At 66.5% G+C, this 25,408-nt stretch carries 19 protein-coding genes; 9 read left to right on the top strand and 10 right to left on the bottom strand.

Features of this window, described 5'->3' with window-relative positions; all coding sequences use genetic code 11:
* Positions 1-48: 48 nt before the first annotated feature.
* Positions 49-3,453: a transglutaminase family protein gene (locus CVS48_RS18195; RefSeq protein WP_100855651.1), complete on the bottom strand. Its 3,405-nt coding sequence runs from the start codon at positions 3,451-3,453 to the stop codon at positions 49-51.
* A gap of 92 nt (positions 3,454-3,545) precedes the next feature.
* Positions 3,546-4,343 (bottom strand): transglutaminase family protein, encoded by a 798-nt coding sequence (locus CVS48_RS18190; protein WP_100855650.1) that lies wholly within the window; start codon positions 4,341-4,343, stop codon positions 3,546-3,548.
* 353 nt (positions 4,344-4,696) lie between these two features.
* On the opposite strand from CVS48_RS18190, the gene CVS48_RS18185 reads away from it, so the two are divergent.
* From CVS48_RS18185 to CVS48_RS18165, 5 genes are read left to right on the top strand one after another with little or no spacing between them, the layout of a single operon-like run.
* Positions 4,697-5,350 carry a hydrolase gene (locus CVS48_RS18185; RefSeq protein ID WP_100855649.1) on the top strand — a complete coding sequence of 218 codons (654 nt, stop codon included), beginning with the start codon at positions 4,697-4,699 and terminating at the stop codon, positions 5,348-5,350.
* Positions 5,351-5,363: 13 nt separating this feature from the next.
* Positions 5,364-5,657, top strand: coding sequence for a XapX domain-containing protein (locus CVS48_RS18180; RefSeq protein WP_100855648.1), 294 nt, complete (start codon positions 5,364-5,366; stop codon positions 5,655-5,657).
* Complete coding sequence (locus tag CVS48_RS18175) at positions 5,650-7,539, top strand: amidohydrolase (RefSeq protein ID WP_100855647.1); 1,890 nt, start codon at positions 5,650-5,652, stop codon at positions 7,537-7,539. Before CVS48_RS18180 ends, CVS48_RS18175 begins: the two co-directional genes overlap by 8 nt.
* Positions 7,536-7,976, top strand: a complete 441-nt coding sequence (locus CVS48_RS18170) for a DoxX family protein (protein ID WP_172616228.1) — start codon at positions 7,536-7,538, stop codon at positions 7,974-7,976. Before CVS48_RS18175 ends, CVS48_RS18170 begins: the two co-directional genes overlap by 4 nt.
* Complete coding sequence (locus CVS48_RS18165; RefSeq protein ID WP_419191437.1) at positions 7,963-9,594, top strand: MFS transporter; 1,632 nt, start codon at positions 7,963-7,965, stop codon at positions 9,592-9,594. The genes CVS48_RS18170 and CVS48_RS18165 overlap by 14 nt, the downstream gene beginning before the upstream one ends.
* 113 nt (positions 9,595-9,707) lie before the next feature.
* Here CVS48_RS18165 and CVS48_RS18160 read toward each other — a convergent pair whose 3' ends face one another.
* From CVS48_RS18160 to garD, 5 genes are all read right to left on the bottom strand, one after another.
* A complete protein-coding gene (locus CVS48_RS18160) occupies positions 9,708-10,838 on the bottom strand; it encodes a cyclic nucleotide-binding domain-containing protein (RefSeq protein WP_100855646.1) in 1,131 nt (376 codons plus the stop codon).
* 193 nt (positions 10,839-11,031) lie between these two features.
* The gene (locus CVS48_RS18155) at positions 11,032-11,871 is read right to left on the bottom strand and encodes a helix-turn-helix transcriptional regulator (RefSeq protein WP_242001238.1); all 840 of its coding nucleotides are present in this window, start codon (positions 11,869-11,871) and stop codon (positions 11,032-11,034) included.
* 902 nt (positions 11,872-12,773) lie between these two features.
* Complete coding sequence (locus CVS48_RS18145) at positions 12,774-13,778, bottom strand: Bug family tripartite tricarboxylate transporter substrate binding protein (protein WP_100855644.1); 1,005 nt, start codon at positions 13,776-13,778, stop codon at positions 12,774-12,776.
* A gap of 76 nt (positions 13,779-13,854) precedes the next feature.
* The gene (locus tag CVS48_RS18140; protein WP_100855643.1) at positions 13,855-14,904 is read right to left on the bottom strand and encodes an SMP-30/gluconolactonase/LRE family protein; all 1,050 of its coding nucleotides are present in this window, start codon (positions 14,902-14,904) and stop codon (positions 13,855-13,857) included.
* Between the two features lie 112 nt (positions 14,905-15,016).
* Positions 15,017-16,591, bottom strand: coding sequence for a galactarate dehydratase (garD, locus tag CVS48_RS18135; protein WP_100855642.1), 1,575 nt, complete (start codon positions 16,589-16,591; stop codon positions 15,017-15,019).
* Between the two features lie 260 nt (positions 16,592-16,851).
* Between garD and CVS48_RS18130 the strand changes: the two genes are divergently transcribed.
* The 4 genes from CVS48_RS18130 to CVS48_RS18115 all read left to right on the top strand — a co-directional run bounded on the left by CVS48_RS18130 (position 16,852) and on the right by CVS48_RS18115 (position 22,727).
* A complete protein-coding gene (locus tag CVS48_RS18130) occupies positions 16,852-18,435 on the top strand; it encodes an aldehyde dehydrogenase (NADP(+)) (RefSeq protein WP_100855641.1) in 1,584 nt (527 codons plus the stop codon).
* 165 nt (positions 18,436-18,600) lie between these two features.
* Entirely contained in the window at positions 18,601-19,179 is a 579-nt protein-coding gene (locus CVS48_RS18125; RefSeq protein WP_100855640.1) for a sigma-70 family RNA polymerase sigma factor, read from the top strand.
* Entirely contained in the window at positions 19,176-20,168 is a 993-nt protein-coding gene (locus CVS48_RS18120; RefSeq protein ID WP_100855639.1) for a FecR family protein, read from the top strand. Before CVS48_RS18125 ends, CVS48_RS18120 begins: the two co-directional genes overlap by 4 nt.
* Before the next feature lie 156 nt (positions 20,169-20,324).
* Entirely contained in the window at positions 20,325-22,727 is a 2,403-nt protein-coding gene (locus CVS48_RS18115; protein ID WP_100855638.1) for a TonB-dependent receptor, read from the top strand.
* A gap of 51 nt (positions 22,728-22,778) precedes the next feature.
* On the opposite strand, the gene CVS48_RS18110 is transcribed toward CVS48_RS18115, so the two are convergent.
* Genes CVS48_RS18110 through CVS48_RS18100 form a run of 3 tightly spaced genes read right to left on the bottom strand, consistent with a single transcriptional unit; the run spans position 22,779 to position 25,392 of the window.
* Positions 22,779-23,906: a hybrid sensor histidine kinase/response regulator gene (locus CVS48_RS18110; RefSeq protein ID WP_100855637.1), complete on the bottom strand. Its 1,128-nt coding sequence runs from the start codon at positions 23,904-23,906 to the stop codon at positions 22,779-22,781.
* A 20-nt stretch (positions 23,907-23,926) separates the two neighbouring features.
* The gene (locus tag CVS48_RS18105) at positions 23,927-24,556 is read right to left on the bottom strand and encodes a chemotaxis protein CheB (RefSeq protein ID WP_100855636.1); all 630 of its coding nucleotides are present in this window, start codon (positions 24,554-24,556) and stop codon (positions 23,927-23,929) included.
* Positions 24,553-25,392, bottom strand: coding sequence for a CheR family methyltransferase (locus CVS48_RS18100; protein ID WP_100855635.1), 840 nt, complete (start codon positions 25,390-25,392; stop codon positions 24,553-24,555). Before CVS48_RS18100 ends, CVS48_RS18105 begins: the two co-directional genes overlap by 4 nt.
* Positions 25,393-25,408: the final 16 nt, after the last annotated feature.

Raw genomic sequence — 25,408 nt, 5'->3', positions numbered from 1 at the left:
CGACCGGTAGGGGCGAACGGTACGCCGGGGTTAAACATCCAGAAGGGGTCAATCGTGCCTTAAATCCAACGAGAACGGAAATTCGCGGCTGACCTGGGCAGGCGCCACGTCCATGCGCCCCGGCGTGTGCCCTATTTTCTCAAAGCGGGCCAGGCGCCGGCTCTCGGCCTCGTAGGCGTTGATCGGGAACGTTTCCGGGTTCAGCCCGCCCGGATGCGCCACATGGTATCGGCACCCCCCCAGGGAACGCTGGTTCCAGGTGTCCACAATATCCACCGTCAGCGGTACGTGCACCGGAATGGTGGGATGCAGCGCTGAAGGCGGCGCCCATGCCTTGTAGCGCACGCCCGCCACGTATTCGCCCACGCGCCCCGTCGGTTGCAAAGGCAGCGCGCGACCATTGACCGTCACAACATAGCGGTTGTCGTTCAACCCCGATACCCGGATTTCCACCCGCTCCAACGACGAATCCACGTAGCGCACCGTGCCCGCCGACGAGCCTTCCTCGCCCATCACGTGCCAGGGTTCCAGCGCGCCGCGCAGTTCCAGGTGGATGCCGCGCGCGGCCACGTCGCCGAACAGCGGAAAGCGGAACTCAAAATGCGGGGCGAACCAGGCGGTGTCAAAGGCGTAGCCGGCTTCGTTCAGGTCAGCCAGCACGTCCTCGAAGTCCATCTTCACGAAGGTCGGTAGCAGGAAACGATCATGCAGTTCGGTGCCCCAGCGCGTCAGGCGCGCGGTGTACGGCGTCTTCCAGAAATGGGCAATCAAACCGCGCAACAGCAGTTGCTGCGCCAGGCTCATGCGCGCGTGCGGCGGCATTTCAAAGGCGCGGAGTTCCAGCAGACCCAGGCGGCCGGTGGCGCTGTCGGGGGAATACAGCTTGTCGATGCAGAATTCCGAGCGGTGCGTATTGCCCGTGACGTCCACCAAGATGTTGCGCAGCGCCCGGTCGATCATCCAGGGCGGCACCTGGGCGCCCTGCTCCGCGCAGCGTCGATGGATTTCCTGAAACGCCAGTTCAAGCTCATACACCTGGTCGTTGCGCGCTTCGTCGATACGCGGCGCCTGGCTGGTGGGGCCGATGAACAAGCCCGAGAACAGGTACGACAAGGACGGATGATTCACCCAGTACGCCAACAGGCTGGCCAGCACGTCGGGGCGGCGCAGGAACGGGCTGTCGGCCGGCGTGGCGCCGCCCAGCACGAAGTGGTTGCCGCCGCCCGTGCCGGTATGGCGCCCGTCGGCCATGAACTTTTCGGTGGACAGCCGTGTCTCGAATGCGGCCTCGTACAGGAATTCGGTGTGGTCCACCAGGTCGGCCCAGTTGCTGGCCGGGTGGATGTTGACTTCGATGACGCCGGGGTCGGGCGTCACCTGCAACACCTTCAGGCGCGGGTCGCGCGGCGGCGGATAGCCTTCCATCACGATCTTCACCTTCAGCTCACGCGCGGTGGCTTCCACCTGCGCCACCAGCGCCAGATAGTCTTCCAGGCGCGGCAGCGGCGGCATGAAGACAAAAAGCAGGCCATTGCGCGGCTCCACGCACATGGCGGTGCGCGCCAGCCACGAGGCCGATTCAAACTTGGCGGGAGCTCGGGCGGCGTCCGCGTTTGGGCCTGCCCCGGGTCCTGCCTTTGGACCTACCCCCGGTCCTACCCCCGATCCTGTCCCTGGTCCTACCCCCGGCCCTGTGCCCGATCCCGACGCGGGTCCCGAGCCCACCCCCGCCGTGGCGCGCGGGTTTTGCGCCAGCAACTGGGCCGGCCCAGGCAATGAACGCCGCGCGTCGAACGGATCCCGATCCGCCACCACGGGCGCGTCGGCCTCGGCCGCCCAGGGCAGCGAGTCCAGCGGCAAGCGCAGGCCCATCGGCGAATCGCCGGGGAACAGATACATGCGCTCATCGCGCAGGAACCAGGGGCCGGACACCCACGGCCCGCCCTCGCCCGGCTGGATAGGCAAGGCGTAACCGACCACGCTGTCCAGCTTCTGTTCGAACACGCGGCGCAGGCGCGCGCGCTCCATTTCGTCGTCCAGCCGCGAATCAAAGGGGTCTACGTTGGCGGGCAAGCGGCGTTCGCGCCACAGGTAGTAGAAAACGTCTTCGTAGCCCGGCACGATGTGGCGCGCATCCACTTCCAGGCGCTCGGTGAGGCGCGTGATGAAACGCTGCGCGTCCGCCACGGTGTAGCTGCTGCGCTGACGCTCGTCGGCGAACAGCGCCGGGTCGCCCCAGCAGGGCTCGCCGTCGGCGCGCCAGAAGATCGACAAGGCCCAGCGCGGCAATTGCTCGCCCGGATACCACTTGCCCTGCCCGGCATGCACAAAGCCGTTGCCGCCGTAGCGGGTGCGCAGGCGGTTCAGCAGTTCCAAGGCAAAGCCGCGCTTGGTGGGGCCAAGCGCGGCGGTATTCCATTCGGCGCCGTCGCGGTCGGAAACCGACACGAACGTGGGTTCACCGCCCATCGTCAGGCGCACGTCCATGTGGTCCAGGTGGTCGTCGATCTTGTCGCCCAGGTCCAGGATGTCGTGCCATTGCTCGTCGGTGTATGGCTTGGTGACGCGCGGCGATTCAAACACGCGCGTGACCGACATGGTGTGCGCGAATTCCACCTCGGCCTTGTCCACCGCGCCCGTCACCGGCGCCGCGCTGCCCGGCTCGGGCGTGGCCGCCAGCGGAATATGGCCTTCGCCCGCCAACAGGCCGGACGTAGGGTCCAGGCCAATCCAGCCAGCGCCGGGCAGATAGACCTCGCACCAGGCATGCAGATCGGTAAAGTCGGTTTGCGCGCCGCTGGGGCCGTCCAGCGCGCGCACGTCAGGCTTGAGCTGGATCAGGTAACCCGACACAAAGCGTGCCGCCAGCCCCAGGTGGCGCAAGGCCTGCACCAGCAGCCAGCCGGAATCGCGGCATGACCCGGCGCAGCGCGCCAGCGTTTCTTCCGGCGTCTGCACGCCGGGCTCCATGCGGATCAGGTAGCTGATTTCCTTGTGTACCTGCTGGTTCAAGGCCACCAGAAAGTCCACCGTGCGCTGCTCGCGCACGTCCACCCGCGACAGGAATTCCGCGAACAGCGGCGTGGCTTCGTCGCAGACGCGGTACGGCGCCAGCTCGCGGGCCAACACCTCGTCATAGGTGAAGGGGAATTCCTCGGCGTCGGGTTCCAGGAAGAAATCGAACGGGTTGTAGACCGCCATCTCGGCGACCAGGTCTACAGTGATCTTGAATTCGCGCGTCTTGCCCGGGAAATTCAGGCGCGCCAGATAGTTGGCGAACGGGTCCTGCTGCCAGTTCAGGAAGTGCTCGGCCGGTTCCACCGTCAGCGAGTACGACAGGATCGGCGTGCGGCTGTGCGGCGCGGGCCGTAGCCGCAGCACCTGCGCCGACAGGCTGACCAGGCGGTCATAGTTGTATTGCGTGACGTGCTTGAGCGCTACGTGGATAGTCAAAGCCTTCTCCGGGTCGACTGCACTGCCGAAATTCTTGGGGGGTCACGCGATGCTTGGGAATGTCACGCCATCCGTGCAGGGTACGCCATTCGTCAATGGCTGGTCTGTACTTGGACCGATACATTCATCGACAGCGTGGCCGCCACCCCATGCAGCCAGCGCACGGGCGAGGCCGACTCGTAGTCGCGCGCCACGGCCAGACGGCAATGGCCGTCGGACGCGAAGGTGGCATGGCTGACGTCCACGCTGACCCAGCCGTGCCCGGCCAGCCAGACGTCGGCCCAGCCATGGCTGGCCGCGTCGTCGCCCGCCTCGTGCCAATACCCGCTGACAAAGCGGCCTGGTGTGCCAAACGCGCGCACGCAGGCCAGCAGCAGATGGGTTTGGTCGTGGCTGCCGCCGCGCCGGGCCGCGAGCGTTTCGGGCGCCGTCATGGGCGCGCTGGCCAAGCCGGGTTGGTAGACGACACGTTCGCGGATCGCCCCCGCCAGGGTCAGCACGTCTTGCGGCGTATGCAGCCCCCGGGGCACCACGCGGCGGCAAAAATCGCGGACGGTATCGTCGCACTGCGTCAAGGCCGTGGGCACGCCGTAGATGTACACCGGCAGGCGTTCGTCTTCATCGCCCACGTGGCCTTGCGCAAGCGGGTGGATGTCTACCTGGCCCACCGCATGGATCTCGATTTCGCTATGGGTGCGGTGCAGCGTCAAGGTATGCGTCACGTTGCCGTAGGCGTCCACCTGCGGCTGGATCTCGCCCGGCGTCTGGATCTGCCAGCGCAGCGCATGCTGATGGTCGTCGCGCCGGGGCGTCAGCCGCAGGGTCTGGATGCTGTAGTTGACCGGTGCGGGATAGCGGTAGCGGGTCACGTGCTTGATGAGATGCTTCATGAAAGTCTCCACACATCGATTCGGCAACGCCATCTGAAAACACAAGCAACATGCGTGCCAGGCAGCCAGCTTGCCCGCGCCGGGTTACGGCATTGCGACGCGATGTCGCCAGCCGACCTCACGCCCCGGCGACGCACCAACGCGGTGCGTCGGATGCGCCTGGATATGCCCTCTTGTGGCCCATCGCTCGTCAACCTGCCGGCCTGCCCCTTGCCCGGCAGCCACCATCCCATTCTTCAAAGCGGCTGACAATCGTTCAATACACCGATAGCGGGGACAGGCACAGTGCGGGCGTGATCCAAATTTTTCGGATTTTTCGGATTTTCGCCAACGGCATCCCAAGGAGCCTCACCATGTCCATCACCGCCTACGCCAAGCCCGGCGCCAAGCTGCTGTCCCCCAAGGACCACACGCTCATCATGATCGACTTCCAGTCGCAGATGGCGTTCGCCACGCACTCCATCGATGCCATCACGCTGCGCAACAACGCCGGCCTGGTTGCTCACGCCGCCGCGGGCTTCGGCGCGTCCACCATCCTGACCACGGTTGCCGAAAAGAGCTTTTCCGGTCCGATGTTCACCGAAGTCACCGCCCCGTTCCCGGGCCAGGCGCTGCTGGACCGCACGTCCATGAACACCTGGGAAGACGAAGCCGTCATCAAGCAGGTCAACGCCATCGGCAAGAAGCGCATTGTGCTGGCCGGCCTGTGGACCAGCGTGTGCATCGTCGGCCCGGCCCTGTCGGCGCTGGACCAGGGCTTTGAGGTTTACGTCATTACCGACGCTTGCGGCGACGTGTCGCTGGAAGCCCATAACCGCGCTGTCGAACGCATCGTGCAAGCCGGCGGCCAGCCGATCACCGCCTTGCAGTACCTGCTGGAAATGCAGCGTGACTGGGCACGCACCGACAGCTATGAGATGACCACCGGCATCGCCAAGCAGTTCGGCGGCGCCTATGGCCTGGGCATCATCTACGCCAAGTCCATGTTCAACGCCCACGAAGCCTGATAGGAGCCCGCCCATGAAGGTCTACCTGGTATCGCTGGCGCTTGGCCTGCTGGTCGGCGTGATCTATGCGCTGTTCAACGTACGCTCGCCCGCGCCCCCGGTGATTGCCCTGGTAGGCCTGCTGGGCATCCTGGCGGGGGAGCAGATTCCCCCGCTGGTCAAGCGCTTGATGGCCGAGCCGGCCACGCGCACATCGTGGTTGCACGAGCAGGTCAAGCCGCATATGTTCGGTGAACTGCCTAGCTGCCCCAAGACTTCCCCCCCTGAAACACGCGCCGAAGCCTGTGGAGACAAGCGCCATGGTTGACACCCAAGCCCCCGACCTGATCCTGCACCAAGGGCGCTTCACCACGCTGGACCCGGCCAAGCCCATGGCCGACGCCGTGGCCATCCATGACGGCCGCTTCACCCGCGTGGGCGCCGCCGCCGACATCCTGCCGCTGGCCGGCCCCGCCACCAAGGTGATTGCCTTGAACGGCCGTGGCGTGCTGCCCGGCCTGATCGACAACCACCTGCACATCATCCGTGGCGGGCTGAACTACAACATGGAACTGCGCTGGGACGGCGTGCGCAGCCTGGCCGACGCCATGGCCATGCTGCGCCGCCAGGTCGCCATCACCCCCGCCCCGCAGTGGGTGCGCGTGGTGGGCGGATTCACCGAACACCAGTTCGCAGAAAAACGCCTGCCCACCATCGAGGAACTGAACGCCGTGGCGCCCGATACGCCCGTGTTCATCCTGCACCTGTACGACCGCGCCCTGCTCAACGCCGCCGCCTTGCGCGCCGTGGGTTACGACAAGACCACGCCCGCCCCGCCCGGCGGCGAAATCGTGCGTGACTCGGCTGGCAACCCCACGGGCCTGCTGCTGGCCAAGCCGAATGCGTCGATCCTGTACGCCACCCTGGCCAAGGGTCCCAAGCTGCCGCTGGAATACCAGGTGAATTCCACGCGCCACTTCATGCGCGAACTGAACCGCCTGGGCGTCACCGGCGCCATCGACGCGGGCGGCGGTTTCCAGAACTACCCCGAGGACTATCAGGTGATCCAGCAATTGGCGGATGCCAATCAGCTGACCATCCGCCTGGCCTACAACCTGTTCACGCAAAAGCCCAAGCAGGAAAAGGAAGACTTCCTGAACTGGACCGCCACGTCGCAATACAAGCAAGGAACCGACTATTTCCGCCACAACGGCGCGGGTGAAATGCTGGTGTTCTCGGCCGCCGACTTCGAAGACTTCCGCCAGCCGCGTCCCGAGATGGGACCCGAGATGGAAGGCGAACTGGAAGAAGTGGTGCGCATCCTGGCGCAGAACCGTTGGCCGTGGCGCATGCACGCTACCTATGACGAAACCATCAGCCGCGCGCTGGACGTGTTTGAACGCGTCAACCAGGACGTGCCGCTGGCCGGCCTGAACTGGTTCTTCGACCACGCCGAAACCATTTCCGAAAAATCCATCGACCGCATCGCCGCGCTGGGCGGCGGCGTGGCCGTGCAGCACCGCATGGCGTATCAGGGCGAATACTTCGTCGAACGCTATGGCGCGGGCGCGGCCGAAGCCACCCCGCCGGTCAAGCGCATGCTGGAGAAAGGCGTCAACGTGTCGGCCGGCACCGACGCCACGCGCGTGGCGTCCTACAACCCCTGGGTATCGCTGTCGTGGCTGATCACCGGCAAGACGGTCGGCGGCCTGCGCCTGACGCCGCAACGCAATTGCCTGGACCGCGATGCCGCCCTGCGCATGTGGACGGAAAACGTCACGTGGTTCTCGAACGAACAGGGCAAGAAAGGCCGCATCGCGGTCGGCCAACTGGCTGACCTGGTCGTGCCCGATCGCGATTTCTTTGCGTGCCCGGAATCCGACATCGCCGACACCAGCAGCCTGCTGACCGTGGTGGGCGGCAAGGTGGTCTGGGGCGCGGGCGAATTCTCGGCCCATGATGAAGCCGCCCCGCCGCCCGCCATGCCGGACTGGTCGCCAACGCGCTTGTTCGGCGGCTATGGCGCCTGGGGCGATAGCGAAGGCAAGCCCTTGCAGACCACGCTGCGCGAAGCGGCCGCCGCCTGCGCCTGCCTGAACGACTGCAACGTACACGGACACCAGCACGCAGGCGCCTGGGCCAGCAAGCTGCCCGTGTCCGACCTGAAGGGCTTCTGGGGCGCGCTGGGCTGCGCGTGCTGGGCGGTATGAGCGTGCAAGCTTCCGTGGCGCACCCGCCTGCGTCGCGACGTCCGCTGCTCTCCAAGACGGTACGCTGGCTGGCCCTGCTGGCGCTATGCGGCGCGTATATCCAGGGCGGGCTGGTCAAGCTGCTGGATTTTGCGGGTGCGCAGGCCGAGATGGCGCATTTCGGCCTGCATCCCACCGCGCTCATGGCTGGCGCCGTCATTGCGCTGGAACTCGGCGCCAGCGCGCTGATACTGTCCGGCCGCCTGCGCTGGCTGGGCGCGCTGGCGTTGGCGCTCTTCACCGCCGTGGCGGCCTTGATGGCCAACCGCTATTGGGAAGCCCCCGCCGACGCGCGCTTCATGGCAATGAACGCGTTCTATGAACACTTGGGGCTGGCCGGGGCGTTCGTCCTGGTCGCCTGGCATGACTTGACGGAGCGCCTGCATGGCCGGACCTGAACGCATCACCCCGCCCGCCGCCGTGGGCGGCATGGCGCCCTTGAAGCACACGCTGTTCGCCGTGCTGTGGGGCGCCACCATCCTGGGCAATATCGGCAGCTTCATGCGAGACGTGGCCAGTGCCTGGCTTGTGACCGACCTGTCCAGCAACCCGGCCGCCGTGGCCATGATGCAAACGGCGGCCACCTTGCCGGTATTCCTGTTGGCCATTCCGGCGGGCGTGCTGTCCGACATCCTGGACCGGCGGCGTTTCCTGATCGCGATCCAGGTGCTGCTGGGCTGCGTCAGCTTGACCTTGCTGGTCATGGCCAAGACCAACACGCTGACCGTCGAAACGCTGATCGCGCTGACCTTCCTGGGCGGCGTGGGCACGGCGCTGATGGGGCCGACCTGGCAGGCCATCGTGCCTGAACTCGTGCCCAAGGCCGAACTGAAAACCGCCGTGGGCCTGAATTCGTTGGGCGTGAATATCGCGCGCGCCTTGGGGCCGGCCGTGGGCGGGCTGCTGCTGGCCGCGTTTGGTGCGGCCGCCGCCTATGGCGCGGACGTGCTGAGCTATGTGTTCGTGATTGCGGCGTTGATCTGGTGGAAGCGGCCCAAGAAAGTGGACGATGGCTTGTCCGAGCAGTTCTTCGGCGCCTTCCGTGCCGGCGTGCGCTACGCCCGCGCCAGCCGCGAGCTGCATGTGGTGCTGTTGCGCGCGGCGGTGTTCTTCATCTTCGCCAGTTCGGTCTGGGCCTTGCTGCCGCTGGTGGCGCGCCGCATGCTGGGTGGCGGCGCGGGCTTTTATGGCGTGTTGCTGGGCGCCGTGGGCGTAGGCGCAATTCTGGGCGCGGTGGTCCTTCCCAAGCTACGCCAGCGCCTGAACGCCGACGGCCTGGTGCTGGCCGCCGCCGTGGCCGCTGCCGTGGTGATGGCGGCGCTGTCCTTCGCGCCGCCACAATGGGCCGCCGTATTGCTGTTGCTGCTCTTGGGCATGGGCTGGATTGTGGCGTTGACCACCTTCAACGGCGTGGCGCAGGCCATTCTGCCGAACTGGGTGCGTGGCCGTGGCTTGGCGATCTACCTGATGGTGTTCAACGGCGCGATGGCGGCCGGCAGCCTGGGCTGGGGCTTGCTGGCGCAGGAAATCGGCGTACCCGCCACTTTGCTGGCTGGCGCCGCCGGCTTGCTGGTCGCGGGCCTGGTCCTGCATCGCCTGCGCCTGCCGCAGGGCGAGGCGAATCTGGATCCGTCCAACCACTGGCCCGAGCCGCTGCTGGACACGCCCGTCGAACATGATCGTGGCCCGGTCATGGTGCAGATCGAATACCGCATTCGCGTCGAGGACCGCCCCGCGTTCTTGCAGGCGCTTCAGGCGGTGGCCCAAGAGCGTCGGCGTGACGGGGCCTATGCCTGGGGCGTGGCCGAACACACGGGCCAGCCCGAGCGCGTGCAGGAATGGTTCTTGGTGGAGTCCTGGGCCGAGCATCTGCGCCAGCACCAGCGCGTGTCGCAAGCCGATGCCGACCTGCAAGGCGAAGCGCAGCGCTTTCATATCGGGCCGGACAAGCCCGTGGTGCACCATTTCCTGGCGCTGGATTCACGCCAGGCCAAGCGGGACAGTGGGCCGGACTAGCAGGGCTAGCGGACGAGAAGGACAGCGGACTAGCCTGTGGGGCAGCAGGCTAGTTGGGAAGCAGCGTAGTTGGGCTGCAACGTAGTTGGGCTGCAACGTAGTTGGGAAGCAGACTAGTGCGCCGAGGCGTCCAGGAAGCGGTGCACGACGCGCACCGCCGCCGCGCCCTCGGCAATGCTGGCCAGCACGTGCTTGACGGATCCGGCGCGCACGGCACCCACCGCGAACACGCCGGGCTGCGAGCTTTCATACGCACGCGCCTGCATGGACCCGGCTGCCGCCCGGCCCGTCAGGATGCAGCCCAGCTCATCGGTGTCCAGGCAGCCGTCCAACCAGGCGGTATTGCCCTCGCCGGAGCCGTCTTCCACCAGCCCGGTCGCCACGATCAAGCTGCGCGCCTCGATGATCTGGCCGTCATCAAGCCACACGCGATACGGGTACGAAGTGCTGTCGAATGCCGTGGCCACGCGCACGGGCATCACATGCGAACCGAAGCGACGGCTTTGCGTTTCGGCGCGGCGCAGCAGGCCGCCATTGCACAAGCCGGTGATGGTGCCGGGAAAGCCGGGCAAGGCCTGCGTCCCTGGCGCCTCGGCGCCGCATAAAGAGCCGCCCACCAGCAGGGTGTGCAAGCCTTCGGATGCGGCATAGGCCGCCGCCGCCAGTCCCGCCGGCCCGCCGCCGATCACGGCCAGGTCCAGCACCGGGTCGACCTGCCCCGCCGCCGCCCCCGACCTCGGGGCAGCGCCGCCATCAGCCATGGCGCCGCCACGCGAAATGGCGCCGCCAACGGGCCGGCGACGCAAATAGCCAATGCGGCGCAGCATGAAGGCGCGCAGCACAATGTCTGCCAACATAGGCTCGGCAAGCAGCAACTGAGCCAGCCCCGCGCGCGACAGGCACAGCAGGCGGCTATCGGAATCGGCGCGTGCGGTGACCGCGTTGGGGCGGTCGGTAAACAGGTCCAGGCTGCCGGTGAATTCACCGTCGCGATGCATCAACAAGCTGTGCTGGGTGCCGTCGGGGTCGCTTTCCAGCACTTCAACGTACCCGTCCAGCACGATGTAAAACGCGGCCTCTTCGCTGCCGCTTTGCAGCAGGATGGTGCCGGCCGACGCCCGCACTTCCTCGCCGTAGGGCGCGGCCAGGCGGATCTGGTCAGGGCTCAGCATGGGAAACGCTTGCGCATGCAAGGCCGGCAATTCAGGCGGATGGCAAGCGGCGTCGACGGGCGGGCGATTCATGGGATTCACTTCCGGGGCATCCGAAGAAAGCGGCAAGGTACAGCGCTAGGCTAGCTTCGGGCTGCCGGACGGTCTTGCGTACTTGGGTGCTGCTTTGTCTGAAAGAGCAGTGATCGTACACCGGGGCGAAAACCCCGACGTGAACGCCGACTTGAAGCCCGACTTACCCCCGGGCCTGCTCCGGCCGTACGCCCTAGGCGTTGACCTTGCGCCAGGCCCCGGGCGATGCACCCACCACGCTGGTGAACACACGCGTCAGATGTGCCTGGTCGGCAAAGCCGCACAACAGCGCGATGTCGGTAATGGAGCGGCCCGGCATGCGCAGCAGGTCTTGCGCCTTTTGCACGCGCTGCTCCAGCAGCCAACGGTGCGGCGTGGTGCCCACCGTCTGCCGGAACGCCTTGATGAAATAGCTGCGCGACAGGTTGCAGGCCTCGGCAATGTCCGCAATGGACGTGTCGGCACGCAGCGACGACAGCAGCATGTCCTTGGCCCGGGCTTCCAGCTTGCGCGATAGCACGCGGCCGCCGCCGGATTCCGTCCAGCCGCTGGTGGCGCCCGTGCCGTAGTGCGACAGCAGGTGCGCGCCCAGCGCCAGGCTCAGGTGCTCGACGAACAGACCGCCCTGCTGCGCCGGCTGCGCCAACACGCTGGCCAGCACATGAGACATATGTGCCAGTACGGGGTCGCCCTGCCCCGCGCGCGGCAGCAGGCTGCTGACGCGCGGACCGCCGTTTTCGTCGTTGATTCGTTCAATGAAAGCGCGCGACAGCTCGATCAACACGAAGTCGAAACCGCCGTGCAGGTCGGCGCGATAGTCTTCGTTGAAGTCGCGGATATACACCGACCCGGTGTCGAAATCGTGGGTCGATGCATGGTTGCCTTGCAGGATGCGGCGGCGGTGTCCGCCCTGCATTGCCACGCCAACCAGATAGCCTCGGTCGGACGCGGGCGTAGCGACGTGGCCGAAATGATTGTTGGCGGTGCTTTTGCGATAGAACGTCAGGCCGCCGCCTTCAAAATGCTGATTCAAGATGAGCTTGCTGGCGGCACACCCAAGCGCGTCGGTCGGTGCAGCAGGCGGTGGTGCGGACAAGACCGCTGTCTCGGAATCCGGGGCGGGCACTGGCGCTAGGCGTGGGCGGGCAGGCATGTTGATGGATTCCCCTAGGTCGCGATGGCAGCGGTAAAGACAAGCGGAATGTATAGGCGGCAACTACAAGCGATAACGATGAGCGGTGAACACGAGTGATAGACAACGTTACGGCTGGGAAGATAGCAGGCTATGTTGCCCTGCAACAAGCTTCGTCACGCATTTTTTCAATGCCGTGCACCGCATTGCAGCCGGCTTGCGTTTCATGCATGTTGCATGCCTGTGACCGGCACATTTCAGTCCGGCATTTCCGGCATTTCCCTGCCCCTAGCGCGGCAACGCAGGCCCCGGCGTCAAGGGTCCCGAGGGCTGCCCACGCTGTGGCAGCGGCGGCAACCTCGGTTGCGCCGGGCCGCTCCACGGAGGCGGAGCACGGTTTGTATTCGCGCCCGATGCCGGCTCGGGGTAACGCGCCCCGCCGCAGGATGTGCCCAGGCATGGCTGCCCGGTTCGCCCGGGATCCACCTTCCTGGAGCAAGAGGTTCCCAGACAGGTATCCGGCAAGGTGCGCGCGGACGCGGGAGGCTGCGGCACGCTGCCTGGCACGCCGTCCCGCGCCAACGCCGTCCCTGCGAACAGCGCTGCGGAAACGGCCAGCCCGATGGGCATGACCAACCCAAAGAATCTGGCCAATCCGAGGGGGCTGCCCAACCCGAATGGGCTGACCAACCCATGGCGGACAGCAAAAACCAGGGCGTTCATCGCGGCTCCAAGGCAAGACGAACCAGGCACGAGTGTGCGCCCATCGTCCCTGCCTCGCAACACGCGCGCCCTGGCGCCGGTCAGTCCAGCTTGATGTTCGTGCTTTCCACCACCTTGGCCCAGCGCGCGCGTTCGCTGGCGAAGAATTGCGCCAGTTCGGCCGGGTTGCGCGTCACGATTTCGGCGCCCTGCTCGTTCAATTGCGCCGTCACGTCCGGCTGGGTGACGATCTGCGCCATCAGCATCGCCAGGCGTTGGGCCACCGGGTCGGTCATGGTCGCCGGCGCCATCACGCCCTGCCACGTGCCCGACTCAAAGCCCTTCACGCCTTGTTCAGAAATGGTCGGGATGTCCGGCACCAGCTTCATGCGCTCGCCCTTCGAAATCGCCACCGCGCGCAGCTTGCCGGACTTGATGTGCGGCAAGGTGGCCAGCAGCCCGTTCATGATGATCTGGGTCTGCCCGCCGATCGTGTCGGTCACCGCCTGCGAGCCGCCCTTGTACGGCACGTATTCCCATTGCGCGCCCGTGGCCTGCTGCACCGCCACCGCCGCCAGGTGCGGCGCGCTGCCGATTGCCGTCACGGCAAAATTCAGCCGTTCTTTTTTCGACAGCGCCACCAGGTCCTGCAAGGTCTTGGCCGGCACGTCGGGGTGCACGGCCAGCACGTGAGGCGAATAGGCCAGCATGCCGACGGCGCGCAGGTCCTTGGACGGGTCGAACGACAGCTTGGTGTAAACGGACGGGCTGATCGCCAAGGCACCCACATCGCACAGCAGCACGGTATGGCCCTCGGCCGCCTGCTGCACGACCAGCCCCGCGCCCAGGTTGCCGTTGGCGCCGGGTTTGTTCTCGACCACCACGGTCTGCTTGAGCACATCAGACAGGCGCGGGGCCAGGATGCGCGCGATGATGTCCGACGAACCCCCGGGCGGATACGGCACAACGATGCGCACGGGCCGCGTCGGCCAGTTCGCCGCGCCGCCGCTTGCGCCGGCCCCTGCTTGCTGCGCCCAGGCGGGCACCAAGGGCGACAGGCATAGCGCCGCGGCGCCGCCCAGGAAATGTCTCTTGCTTACGTTCATGCTGTCTCCACACGGGTTGATGTTGTTTTGAGATAAAACCGGCGCGGCGCCCTGCAACGCCTTGCCACTTGCAACGTCACACGGCGCCACGCGTTTCCACGTACAGCGCGTATAGCGAATGGCTGCTGGCCATGAACAGGCGGTTGCGCTTGGCGCCGCCAAAGCACAGGTTGGCGCAACGTTCGGGCAGGCGGATGTGGCCGATGGGCTTGCCCGCCGGGTTGAACACCATCACGCCGTCCAGCTCTTCGGGCTTGGCGCCGGCCGAGCCATTGCTGCCCCAGCCGCACCACAGGTTGCCGTCTTCATCACACTTGATGCCGTCGATGGCGCCGGGGCCTTGCGCGTCGATATGCAGGCGCTTGCCCGACAGCGCGCCGTCCGCGCCCACGTCGTAGGCCCACACCACGCGGTTGGGCTGATGGCGCGACTCCACGACATAAAGAATCTTTTCGTCCGGCGAAAAGCACAGGCCGTTGGCCCCGGCCAAATCGCCCAGCGCCTGCGTCACGCGGCCGTCCGACGGGTCGATGCGGTAAACGCCATGCGGCAGTTCCGGCTTGGCCTTGTCGCCTTCCCAATGCCCGCCGATGCCAAACGGCGGATCGGTGAACCAGATGGCGCCGTTGCGCTGGCAGACGATGTCGTTGGGCGAATTGAAGCGCTTGCCGTCATAGCGGTCGGCCAGCACCGTGATGGAACCGTCGTACTCCGTGCGCGTGACGCGCCGCGTCAGGTGCTCGCAGGTCAGCAGCCGGCCCTGGCGGTCGCGCGCCAGGCCGTTGCTGAAGTTGGCGGGCTTGCGGAACTCGCTGATTTCACCGGTGGTTTCGTCCCAGCGCAGGATGCGATCGTTGGGAATGTCGGACACCAGCAGATAGCGGCCGTCGCCCACCCAAACCGGCCCTTCCAGCCAACGGAAACCCGTGGCCAGTTGCTCGACGGTGCTGCTGTAGATGCGGTATTTGGAAAACTCCGGATCCAGGATGCGCACGGACGAATCCGGGTAGCGCTGCTGCGGCGTAAAGCTGAACGACTGCGCCTGTGCCAGCGCGGCCGGTCCCAGCGCCAATGCGGCGCCCAGCAGTCGGCGGCGGCCGGGCTGGGCCAAGGGGGCATGCTCCATCGGTGTCTCCTCTTGTCGGTGTAGTGCGATGGCAATGCGGGCTAGCGGTTGAGCGGCAGGCGGCGGCCCTCAGTGGGCTGGGGCCTTTGGTAGGCCGCGCGCCCTCCGGCCCTTAAGTCACGGGCCCGGGGTTGAACAGCGCCAGGGCGTTGTGCAGCTTGAGCTTTTCCGCACAGGTCTGCTGGCGGCCGCTGGCCACGTCCAGCATCAGGCGAAACAGCTCCCAACCCACGTCTTCAATAGATGCCTGGCCGGTGGCGATGCGGCCCGCGTTCACGTCCATCAGGTCATGCCAGCGGCGCGCCAGGCTGTCGCGCGTGGCCACCTTGATGACCGGCACCTGCGCCAGACCGTAGGGCGTGCCCCGGCCGGTGGTAAAGATATGCAGGTTCATGCCGGCCGCCAGTTGCAACGTGCCGCAGATGAAATCACTGGCGGGCGTGGCGGCAAAGATCAAGCCCTTTTGCGTGAGGCGGTTGCCGGGCGACAGCACGCCATGAATCGGTGACGAGCCCGACTTCACGATGGACCCCATCGCCTTTTCCACGATGTTCGACAAGCCACCCTTCTTATTGCCGGGGCTGGTGTTGGCGCTGCGGTCGGCCATGCCGCGTTGCAGGTAATCGTCGTACCAGGCCATTTCGCGGATCAGCGCGTCGGCCACTTCCGGCGTGGCGGCGCGCGCCGTCAACTGATCGATGCCGTCGCGCACTTCGGTGTTCTCGGAGAACATCACGGTGCCGCCGGCACGCACCAGCAGGTCGGTGGCGAAGCCCACGGCGGGGTTGGCCGTCACGCCGGAAAAGGCGTCGCTGCCGCCGCATTGCACCCCTACCGTCAGGTCGGACACCGGGCAGGTTTCGCGGCGGCGCGCATTCAGCTTTTGCAGATGGCGTTCGGCCGTGCGCATGATCAGGTCGATCATCGACTGAAAGCCCACGTTTTCTTCGTCTTGCAGCACGATGGTGTCCACGCCTTCGCCGTCTGCGCCCATGCCCTCGCCCGCGCGGATCGGAATGGCGCCCGGCGCCAGCAGCCGTTCCGGTTGCAGCTTTTCGCAACCCAGGCTGACCACCATGGACGTGCCGCCAAAGTTCGGGTTGCGGGCGATGTTGTGCAAGGTGCGGATGGGAATCGCCGCGCCGGGGGCATCAATGGCCACGCCGCAGCCATAGGTGTGTTCGATGCCGACCACGTCGTCCACGTTGGGATAGCGCGGCAACAGTTCCTGGCGGATGCGCGCCACGGCGTGTTCGACCACGCCCTGCACGCATTGCACCGTGGTGCTGATGGCCAGGATATTGCGCGTACCCACGGTGCCGTCGGCGTTGCGGTAGCCCTCGAACGTGTAGCCTTCCAGCGGCGGCAGCGGCGTGATGCGCGTGCCCACGGGCAGGTCTTCCAAGGTGCGTGCGGTGGGCATGGTGGTGACGCGCTCGTTGATCCAGCTTCCGCGCGGCAGATCCTTGGCGGCAAAGCCGACCACCACGTTGTAGCGCACCACGGGGTCGCCTTCGGCCAGATCTTGCAAGGCCACCTTGTGCCCTTGCGGCACGGCGTCCACCAATTGCAGGCCATCGGGCAACACCGTGCCGGCGGGCAGCCCCCCTTCATTGGCCACGATCGCCACATTGTCTTGCGGGTGAATCTTGATAAGCACCGGCGTTTGGTCTGCCGCAACCTGCATGAAAAATCCTTTTGCCTTGGGGAGATACGCAGCGATGCACGCGAATCCGCGCATCCGATACGTTATCGTACAACCACGAGAATATCCGCGAAACAGGGGATAAATAAATTTGGGGTTTCCCCTTGTCTACAAGTACATACATAGAGCAATCACCTTGAAATCTGGGTGTTTCGTGTTGTACGATGACTTACATTCAACGCGGCATCTACCGTGCACCTACGCCCCCGACCAGGGGCTGTCTTTTTTTCGGAGAATTCATCATGACCCTGACCGGCCAAATGCTGATCGGCAATAGCGCCGTCCTGGGCTCGGGCGCGGCGCAACACGCCATCAACCCCGCCACCGGCGAACGCCTGGAGCCCGCCTTCCCCGCAGGCTCGGCGGACGACGTCGCGCGCGCCGCCGAGCTGGCCCGCGCCGCCTTTGACCCCTATCGCGCCGCGCCGCTGGAAACCCGTGCGCAGTTCCTGGAAAGCATCGCCGAGGGCATCCTGGCGCTGGGTGACGCGCTAATTGAACGCACCCACCTGGAAACCGGCCTGCCGGTAGCGCGCCTGCAAGGTGAACGCGGCCGTACCGTGGGCCAGTTGCGCCTGTTCGCCCGCGTGGTGCGCGACGGCTACTTCCTGGACGCCACCATCGACCCCGCGCAACCCGAACGCCAACCGCTGCCGCGCGCCGACCTGCGCCTGGCCAACGTGCCGCTGGGCCCTGTCGCGGTGTTCGGCGCCAGCAACTTCCCGCTGGCTTTCTCGGTGGCGGGCGGCGACACCGCGTCGGCGCTGGCCGCCGGTTGCCCCGTCATCGTCAAGGCGCACAACGCGCACCCGGGCGCCTCTGAAATGGTGGGCCGGGTGATCCAGGCCGCCGTCGCCAAGCACGGTTTGCCTGAAGGCACGTTCTCGTTGCTGTTTGGCGCGGGCAGCGAAATCGGCACCGCCCTGGTGTCGGATCCGGCCATTGCCGCCGTCGGCTTCACGGGCTCGCGCCGGGGTGGCCTGGCGCTGGTCGCCGCCGCCAATGCCCGCCCGGTGCCGATTCCCGTCTACGCCGAAATGTCCAGCATCAACCCGGTGTTCCTGATGCCGGCCGCCCTGGACGCGCGCGCCGAAGCCATCGCCCGTGGGTTTGTCGATTCGCTGGCCATGGGCGTGGGCCAGTTCTGCACCAATCCCGGCCTGGTCATCGGCGTGGAAGGCCCGGCGCTGGACCGCTTCCGTCAAGCCGCCGCCGAAGCCGTCAAGGCCAAGGGCGCGGCCACCATGCTGACCCCCGGCATCTTTGCCGCCTACCAGGACGGCGCCGACGCGCTGGCCAAGCACGCCAGCGTGGCCACGCTGGGCCGGGGCGAAGCATCCAAGCCGGAAGCCAACGCCGCGGGCGCGGTCGTGTTCGGCACGCAGGCCGACCGCTTCCTGGCGTCGCACGAACTGGAAGCCGAAGTGTTCGGCCCCGCCTCGCTGGTGGTGGCCTGCCGCGACGTGGCCCAGATGACGGCCGTGGCCGAACACCTGGAAGGCCAGTTGACGGCCACCCTCTTCGTGGACGAAGCCGACGTGGCGCAAGCCCAAGCACTGCTGCCCGTGCTGGAGCGCAAGGCCGGCCGCATCCTGGCCAATGGCTACCCGACCGGCGTGGAAGTCAGCCACGCCATGGTGCACGGCGGCCCCTTCCCGGCCACGTCGAACCCGGCGTCCACGTCGGTCGGCGCCACCGCGATTCGCCGCTTCCTGCGCCCGGTCTGCTACCAGGACCTGCCCGACGCGCTGCTGCCCGATGGCGTCAAGCGCGCCAACCCGCTGTCGCTCACGCGCATGGTGGATGGGGTGATGACGCCGGCCTGACGCCCCCGCGCCACACTGGTTTTATCCCGGGTTGCCAAGCCCGGGCGCGCCAAGCCATAATCTGCGCTCGTTAAATAATTGATAAGTGTTCGCATTAGCATTAATAGCTGTCATCGATGCGGACACTTATCACGAGCGGGCGGGATCTTGAGCGCTGCACCCCCTTTGTCCCAGGACTTTGAACACCTGTACGGCAACCATCACCATTGGTTGCTGGCCTGGGTGAACTGGCGCCTGGGCAACGCGGCCGACGCGGCCGACCTGGCGCACGATGCTTTCGTGCGGCTGCTCACCCGCCCCTGCCACTTCGACACTCCGCAGCAGGCGCGCAGCTATTTGCGCAAGATGGCCAACGGCATGTGCGTGGACCTGTGGCGCCGCCGCAGCCTGGAACAAGCCTGGCTGGACACGCTGGCCAAGCAGCCCGAACCCACCGTGTCGTCCGCCGAGGACCAGGCCATCGTGCTTGAAGCGCTGGGCGAAATCGACACCATGCTGCGCGAGCTGCCGCCCAAGGTCGCGCACGCTTTCGTCATGGCGGTCGCCTGCGAAATGACCGACCAGGAAGTTGCTGACACGCTGAACGTATCCGCCCGCATGGTGCGCAAGTACGTGGCGCGCGCCATGCTGTGCTGCATGAAGCTGGAAGCCAGGCTGGCCGCTGGCTTGAGCGACGACACGACAGACGGCCTGCGCGACCGCCTGGCCGACGACACGGCCACCCCCTCCCCCGCCACGCCATGAGCACCCTGGCCGCGTCCGAACCCACGCACGACGTGATGGAAGAAGCCGCCGAGTGGTACGCCTTGCTGCGCACCGGTCAGGCGTCTTCGGCCGAGCGGCAGCAATGGCGGCAATGGCTGGACCGGGGCGCCGAGCAGCGGCAGGCCTGGAGCTACGTGGAACGCATCGACCGCCGCTTCACCCCCTTGCAGACCAGCCCCGACCGCAACGCCGCCGTGTCGGCGTTTCACCAATCGATCAGCGCCGCGCCGCGCCGTCGGCGCCAGGTGCTGCTAGGGCTGGGCGCGGCCTTCGGCCTGTCGTGCTTGGGCTGGACCGCATGGCGCCAGACGCCCTTATCCACGCTGGCCACGCTCTGGGGCACGGACTACCGCGCCGGCGTGGGCGAAACGCGGCAAGTCACGCTGGCCGACGGCACCCGCGTCTGGATCAACGCGCTCAGCGCTTTCAATGTGGCGTACAGCGGCACCCAGCGCCGGCTGCAACTGGTGGCGGGCGAAATCCTGGTGGATACCGGCAAGGACCCGCTGCGCCCCTTTTTCGTGGACACCGGACAAGGCTCTTTGCAAGCCCTGGGCACGCGCTTTTCAGTCAGCGAGGCCGACGCGGACACGCTGGTCGCCGTGTATGACGGCGCGGTCCGCGTGACCGCCTTGCGCTCGGGCGCCAGCGAAGTCGTCTCGGCGGGACGGCAGGCGCGCTTCACCCGCGACACCTTGCAGCCCCTGATGCCGGCCGACCCCGCGCGCGAAAGCTGGCGCCAAGGCCTGCTGCTAGCCGACGGCACGCCCCTGTCGGAAGTCGTGGCCGCGCTACGCCGCTACCATGCCGGGCACCTGGGCCTGTCGCCGCAATTGCGGGATCTGCCGGTGTTTGGCAGCTATCCGCTGAACGACGTGGACCGCGCGCTGGACATGCTGGCCTCGGTGCTGCCCATCCGCCTGCAGCGCACCTTGCCCTGGTGGATCAGCCTTGAACCGCGTGCCTAGATAAGAAATCCAAAAAAATCCAAGAGAAACCCAAAAAAACCCGCGCGGCGGTTCCGGGTTTTGAAGGCAGGTTCGATTTAGGAAAGTGAGAGTTCCTGCAACGCAGGACATTGCCAACTTCCTTTTCCTTTTTCGCAAGCGCGCACAGGTTCCGTCATGTCCCCTCGTTTTTCCCCCGCCCCCACGCTGGCGCTGGCCCTCGCCCTGTCGGCGATCTGGGCGCCGGCCCTGCATGCCCAGCCTGCGGCCGCGGGCGCCGGCCAGGCCAGCGAACTGCTGACGTTCGACATACCCGCCGCCCCCGTGGGCCAGGTGCTGACCCGCCTGGCCAATGAAACCGGCATCTTGCTGGCCGCCCCGCCGCAACTGCTTGCCGGCCGCCAAAGCAGCGGCGTGCGCGGACGCTATTCCCGCGCCGACGCCCTGAGCCAGGCCCTGGCCGGCACCGGCCTGCGCGCCACGCGCGAGGCGCCCAACCAGTTCCGCCTGTCCGCCATCCCCGACGCGGGCACCGCCACGCTGGCACCCGTGACCGTCACCGGCAGCGCACTGGGTAGCGGCCTGCCCCCCGCCTACGCGGGCGGCCAGGTGGCCACGGGCGGCCGGGTCGGGCTGCTGGGCAATATGAGCGACATGGACACGCCCTTCAGCGCCACGCAATACACCGCCAAGCTGATCGAAGACCAACAGGCGCAGAACATCGGCGACGTGCTGGTCAATGACCCGTCGGTGCGCAACACCTATTCACGCGGCGCGGGGCGCGACGAATTCAACATCCGCGGCTTCACGCTATTCAACTACGACGTGTCGTTCAACGGCCTGTACGGCGTGTCGCCGCGCAACGCCAGTTCGCTGATCGGTGTCGAGCGCGTGGAAGTACTGCGTGGCCCCAACGCGCTGCTCAACGGCATGGCCCCTTACGGCTCGGTGGGCGGGGCGATCAACCTGGTGCCCAAGCGCGCCGGGGTCGAACCGCTTAACCGCTACACCGTGAACTACATCGGCGACTCGCAGTTCGGCGTCCACGCCGACCTGGCGCGCCGCTATGGCGACAGCCAGGAATGGGGCGTGCGCCTGAACGTGGCCGGCAGCGGCGGCGACCTGCCCCAGGACGGCGCCAAGGAAAGCCTGGGCGCCGTCGCGCTGGGCCTGGACTACCAAGGCGAACGCTTCCGCGTGGAGGGCGACATCAATTATCAAAACCGCAACACCGACGCACGCAGCGGTCTGCTGTTCGCGCCGGCCCCGGGCGTGGACATCGGTTCCGCGCCGGACGCGCGTCGCAATTTCTTCCCGTCGTGGACCTACTGGAAAACCAAGGAATGGTCGGGCGCGCTGCGCGCCGAATACGACCTGACGCCGGATTGGACGGTGTATGGCGCAATCGGCGCGCGCAAGCACGACTTTGAAAGCCTGCAAACCAGTTGGCTGATGCTGGACACCAATGGCGACATCGGCGCCGTGCCCGCCCGCCTGAATGAATCGCTGCTGAGCAAGACGGGCGAAGTCGGCCTGCGTGGCCGCTTCAACACGGGCCCGGTCAAGCACGAACCCTCGATCAGCGCCAGCGCGCTGGACATCGACTATTCGTCGGCGCGTATCCGTTCCAGCACCATCTTTTCAAACCTGTACGACCCGGCCGACCTGCCCAAGCCGAACATCGCGCGGCCGGGCGACCTGCCTCGCACCAGCGAGTCGCGCTTATACAGCGTGGCGCTGGCGGACAAGCTGTCGTTTGCCGATGACCGCGTCCAGATCATTGCGGGCTTCCGGCATCAGCGCATCGAATCGACCAACTTCGATGCGGCCACGGGCCGTACTTCGTCCGAATACAAGAAGTCGGCCGTCACGCCCGCGTTCGCCTTGACGGTGCGCCCCACGCAGCGCCTGTCGCTGTACGGCAACTACATCGAAGGGCTGAGCCAGGGCGCCACCGCGCCCGAGGGCGCCGTCAACGCGGGCGAAATGTTCGCCCCGGAAATCGCCAAGCAGATCGAAGTGGGCGGCAAATACGATTTTGGCGACTTCTCCACCACGCTCAGCGCGTTCCAGATCGAAAAGCCCAGCAGCTATCTGGATCCGGCGTCGCTGCGCTACGTGTCCAACGGCCAGCAGCGCAATCGCGGCCTGGAATGGTTGGTGCAAGGCGACGCCGCGCCCGGTGTGCGCCTGCTGGGCGGCGTGGCCTACACCGATGCGCGCCTGACACGCACGGAAGGCGGCGCCAACGACGGCAACCACGCGCCCGCCGTGCCGCGCTTTCAATTCAACGCGGCGGCGGAATGGGACACGCCCTTCCTGCACGGCCTGACCCTGACCGCGCGCATGCTGCGCACCACCCAGCAGTATGTGGACGTGGGCAACACGCAGACGATCCCGGGGTGGACGCGCTTCGACCTGGGCGCGCGCTATGCGTTCAACGCCAACGGCACGCCGATGGTGGTGCGCGCCACGGTGGAAAACGTGTTCAACAAGAACTACTGGCAGTCCGCCGCGCGCGAAGGCTTGACCGTCGGCGCGCCCCGGACGGTGCTGCTGTCGGTGTCGGCGGAGTTCTGATCGTAGGGCTCGGCGGCCCGCCGGGCCGCCGGCAGACCGACATGGCAGCCCCTACGCGGCAACCCCGCGCGGCAGCTCGACGCGAAAGCGCGTGATGCCGTCGCGGGATTCCACGTTGATACGCCCGCCGTGGCTCAGCACGATCTGCTGCGCGATGAACAGCCCCAGGCCCAGCCCGTTATGGCTGTCGGCCCGGCGCTCGCCGCTGCGAAAGGGGTTGAACAGGTGCGGCAGCAAGGCCGGGGCGATCGTGCCGCCATTGCTGACGGTGACCGTCACCCGGTCCGCCGCCGCGCCATCGGCCTCTACATGCACGGGCACATCACGCTCTCCGTGATGCAAAGCATTGCCGATCAGGTTGGCAAACACTTGGCACAGGCGCTCGCCGTCCCACACGCCCGCCATATCGCCCACGCAATCGCAGTCGATCTGGCGGTCGGGAAAGCCCGTCTGCGCTTCATCCACCGTGCGGCGCACCAGCGTATCCATGCGCTGCTGGGCCGACGCCAGCGTCAGGCCGCCCGTCTGGCGGATGCGCGTCACGTCCAGCAGGTCTTCAATCAGCCGCGCCATGCGCTCACTGCTTTGCAGCATGCGCTGGGCCAGGCCCGCCACGCGCGTCGGGTCGTTCTGCCGCTGCAACAGGGACGCGCCCATGACGATGGACTGCAAGGGCGTGCGCAGGTCATGGCTGAGCACCGCCATGAACATCTCGTTGATGCGCAAGGCTTCGGTGCGCTCTTCCAACTGCTGCGCCAGCGCGCGCTTGCGCTCGTGCAGCTCAAAGAACACGTTGGCCTTCATGCGCAGCATGTGCGGGTCGATGGGCTTGTACAGAAAGTCCACGGCGCCGCTTTCGTAGCCACGGAATTGCCAGTTCTGCTCGCGCGAGCCGGCCGTGATGAAGATCAGCGGAATGTGGCGAGTGCGCTCGCTGCCCCGGATCAGTTCGGCCAGTTCAAAGCCGTTCATGTCGGGCATTTGCACGTCCAGCAGGGCCAGGGCGACGTCGCCATTTTCCAGCAGCAGCTCAAGCGCTTCCGGGCCGGACTGCGCCTTCAGCACCTGGACCCGGCTGCTATCCAGCAGCGCTTCCAGCGCCACCAGGTTTTCGGGCACGTCGTCGACCAGCAGGCATTTGATTCGTTCTTCTTGTGGTTTGGCGGATGTCAGGAACATGGTGTCAAGGCAGTGTTGGGTTACAGCACAGGCTGCGTTGGCAGTTGGGACAGCATGGCGGCGATTGCATCGGGCGTCAGGACATCGTCCACGGCAAGGCGCGCCAAAGCCGCATTCGGCATGGTGGGCATGGCGGCGGACGACGGCGCTTGCACCACGGTGCGGCCCCCGGCGGCTTGAATCGCCACCAGGCCTTGCGCGCCGTCCTCGTTCGCGCCGGATAGCAAGATGCCCATCAACCGGTCGCCATAGCTGTCGGCGGCGGATTCAAACAAAACGTCAATCGATGGCCGCGAAAAATACACGGGCGCGCCCACCGACAAGGCCAACCTCGGCCCCTGGTCCACCAGCAAGTGGTAGTCCGGCGGCGCGAAGTACAGATGACCGGGCTGTATCCAGAGCTGATCTTCCGCCTCCAGCACGGGCAAGGCGCAGCGTTCGCGAAAAATATCCACCAGCAGGCTGCGGCGGTCACGTGGCAGATGCAGCACCACGATCACTGCCGCGCACAGCCGCGCGGGCAAGGCCGGCACCAGCGCGTTCAAGGCGTCGATGGCGCCCGACGACCCGCCGATGACGATGGCGTCCCACGGGCCTGAAGGCGGCGGAGTGCGTGGCGCGGCGGGTGATGGTGGAGCCTTCGCGCTCATAGCCCCGCCTTCTTGCGGTAAATGCGCTCTTCCAGCACAAAATCGTCGAAATTATCGGCCTGCGCCGAAAATCGCAGCGACTCGCGCGAGCCCAGGCCCAGAAAGCCCCGATGCACCAGCGCGTCGTGAAACAGCCCCAGCGCGCGGCTTTGCAGGTCGCGTTCAAAATAGATCAGCACATTGCGGCACGAAATCAGGTGCACTTCGGCAAACACGCTGTCGGTGGCCAGGCTGTGATCCGAAAACACCATGTGTTCGCGCAAGCGCTTGTCGAACACCACCCGCCCGTACCGCGCCGTGTAGTGGTCCGACAAGGACGTGCGGCCGCCGGACCGCGCGTGGTTGCTGCTGAAGGCCGCCACCCGGTCCATGTCGAACACGCCCTGCTCGGCGGCGCGTAGCGCGTGCGGGTTGATGTCGGTGGCGTAGATCAAGGCGCGGTCCAGCAAGCCTTCTTCGGCCAGCAGGATGGCAAGCGAATAGACCTCTTCGCCCGCGCTGCACCCCGCCACCCACACCTTGATGGACGGATAGGTGCGCAAGATGGGAATGACTTCCGTGCGCAAGGCCAGGAAATACGCGGGATCGCGAAACATGTCGCTGACCTGCACGGTCAGGAATTGCAGCAGCGCGGTAAATACCGACGGCTCGTGCAGCACGCGGTCTTGCAGTTGCGACAGGGTCTTGCAGCCGAACTGCGTCAGCGCGCTTTGCAGACGCCGCTTTAGCGAGGCCTGCGCGTATTGCCGAAAGTCATAGTGGTAATGGTGATAGATGGCATCAAGCAGCAGGCGCTGCTCGATATCATCAACACGGGCTTTGGCGGATGCGGGCATGGGGGTGTTCAGCGGA

This window comes from Achromobacter spanius, assembly GCF_002812705.1.
GTDB lineage: Bacteria > Pseudomonadota > Gammaproteobacteria > Burkholderiales > Burkholderiaceae_B > Achromobacter > Achromobacter spanius.
The sequence above is the reverse complement of the archived record's forward strand: the minus strand, read 5'-3'. Positions and strand labels throughout refer to the sequence as shown.

Bases quoted from the DNA above. Each gene is read 5' to 3' on its own strand.
- CVS48_RS18190 (WP_100855650.1), bottom strand. From the start codon at position 4,343: ATGAAGCATCTCATCAAGCACGTGACCCGCTACCGCTATCCCGCACCG.
- CVS48_RS18185 (WP_100855649.1), top strand. From the start codon at position 4,697: ATGTCCATCACCGCCTACGCCAAGCCCGGCGCCAAGCTGCTGTCCCCC.
- CVS48_RS18180 (WP_100855648.1), top strand. From the start codon at position 5,364: ATGAAGGTCTACCTGGTATCGCTGGCGCTTGGCCTGCTGGTCGGCGTG.
- CVS48_RS18175 (WP_100855647.1), top strand. From the start codon at position 5,650: ATGGTTGACACCCAAGCCCCCGACCTGATCCTGCACCAAGGGCGCTTC.
- CVS48_RS18170 (WP_172616228.1), top strand. From the start codon at position 7,536: ATGAGCGTGCAAGCTTCCGTGGCGCACCCGCCTGCGTCGCGACGTCCG.
- CVS48_RS18165 (WP_419191437.1), top strand. From the start codon at position 7,963: ATGGCCGGACCTGAACGCATCACCCCGCCCGCCGCCGTGGGCGGCATG.
- CVS48_RS18160 (WP_100855646.1), bottom strand. From the start codon at position 10,838: ATGAATCGCCCGCCCGTCGACGCCGCTTGCCATCCGCCTGAATTGCCG.
- CVS48_RS18145 (WP_100855644.1), bottom strand. From the start codon at position 13,778: ATGAACGTAAGCAAGAGACATTTCCTGGGCGGCGCCGCGGCGCTATGC.
- CVS48_RS18140 (WP_100855643.1), bottom strand. From the start codon at position 14,904: ATGGAGCATGCCCCCTTGGCCCAGCCCGGCCGCCGCCGACTGCTGGGC.
- garD (WP_100855642.1), bottom strand. From the start codon at position 16,591: ATGCAGGTTGCGGCAGACCAAACGCCGGTGCTTATCAAGATTCACCCG.
- CVS48_RS18130 (WP_100855641.1), top strand. From the start codon at position 16,852: ATGACCCTGACCGGCCAAATGCTGATCGGCAATAGCGCCGTCCTGGGC.
- CVS48_RS18120 (WP_100855639.1), top strand. From the start codon at position 19,176: ATGAGCACCCTGGCCGCGTCCGAACCCACGCACGACGTGATGGAAGAA.
- CVS48_RS18115 (WP_100855638.1), top strand. From the start codon at position 20,325: ATGTCCCCTCGTTTTTCCCCCGCCCCCACGCTGGCGCTGGCCCTCGCC.
- CVS48_RS18110 (WP_100855637.1), bottom strand. From the start codon at position 23,906: ATGTTCCTGACATCCGCCAAACCACAAGAAGAACGAATCAAATGCCTG.
- CVS48_RS18105 (WP_100855636.1), bottom strand. From the start codon at position 24,556: ATGAGCGCGAAGGCTCCACCATCACCCGCCGCGCCACGCACTCCGCCG.
- CVS48_RS18100 (WP_100855635.1), bottom strand. From the start codon at position 25,392: ATGCCCGCATCCGCCAAAGCCCGTGTTGATGATATCGAGCAGCGCCTG.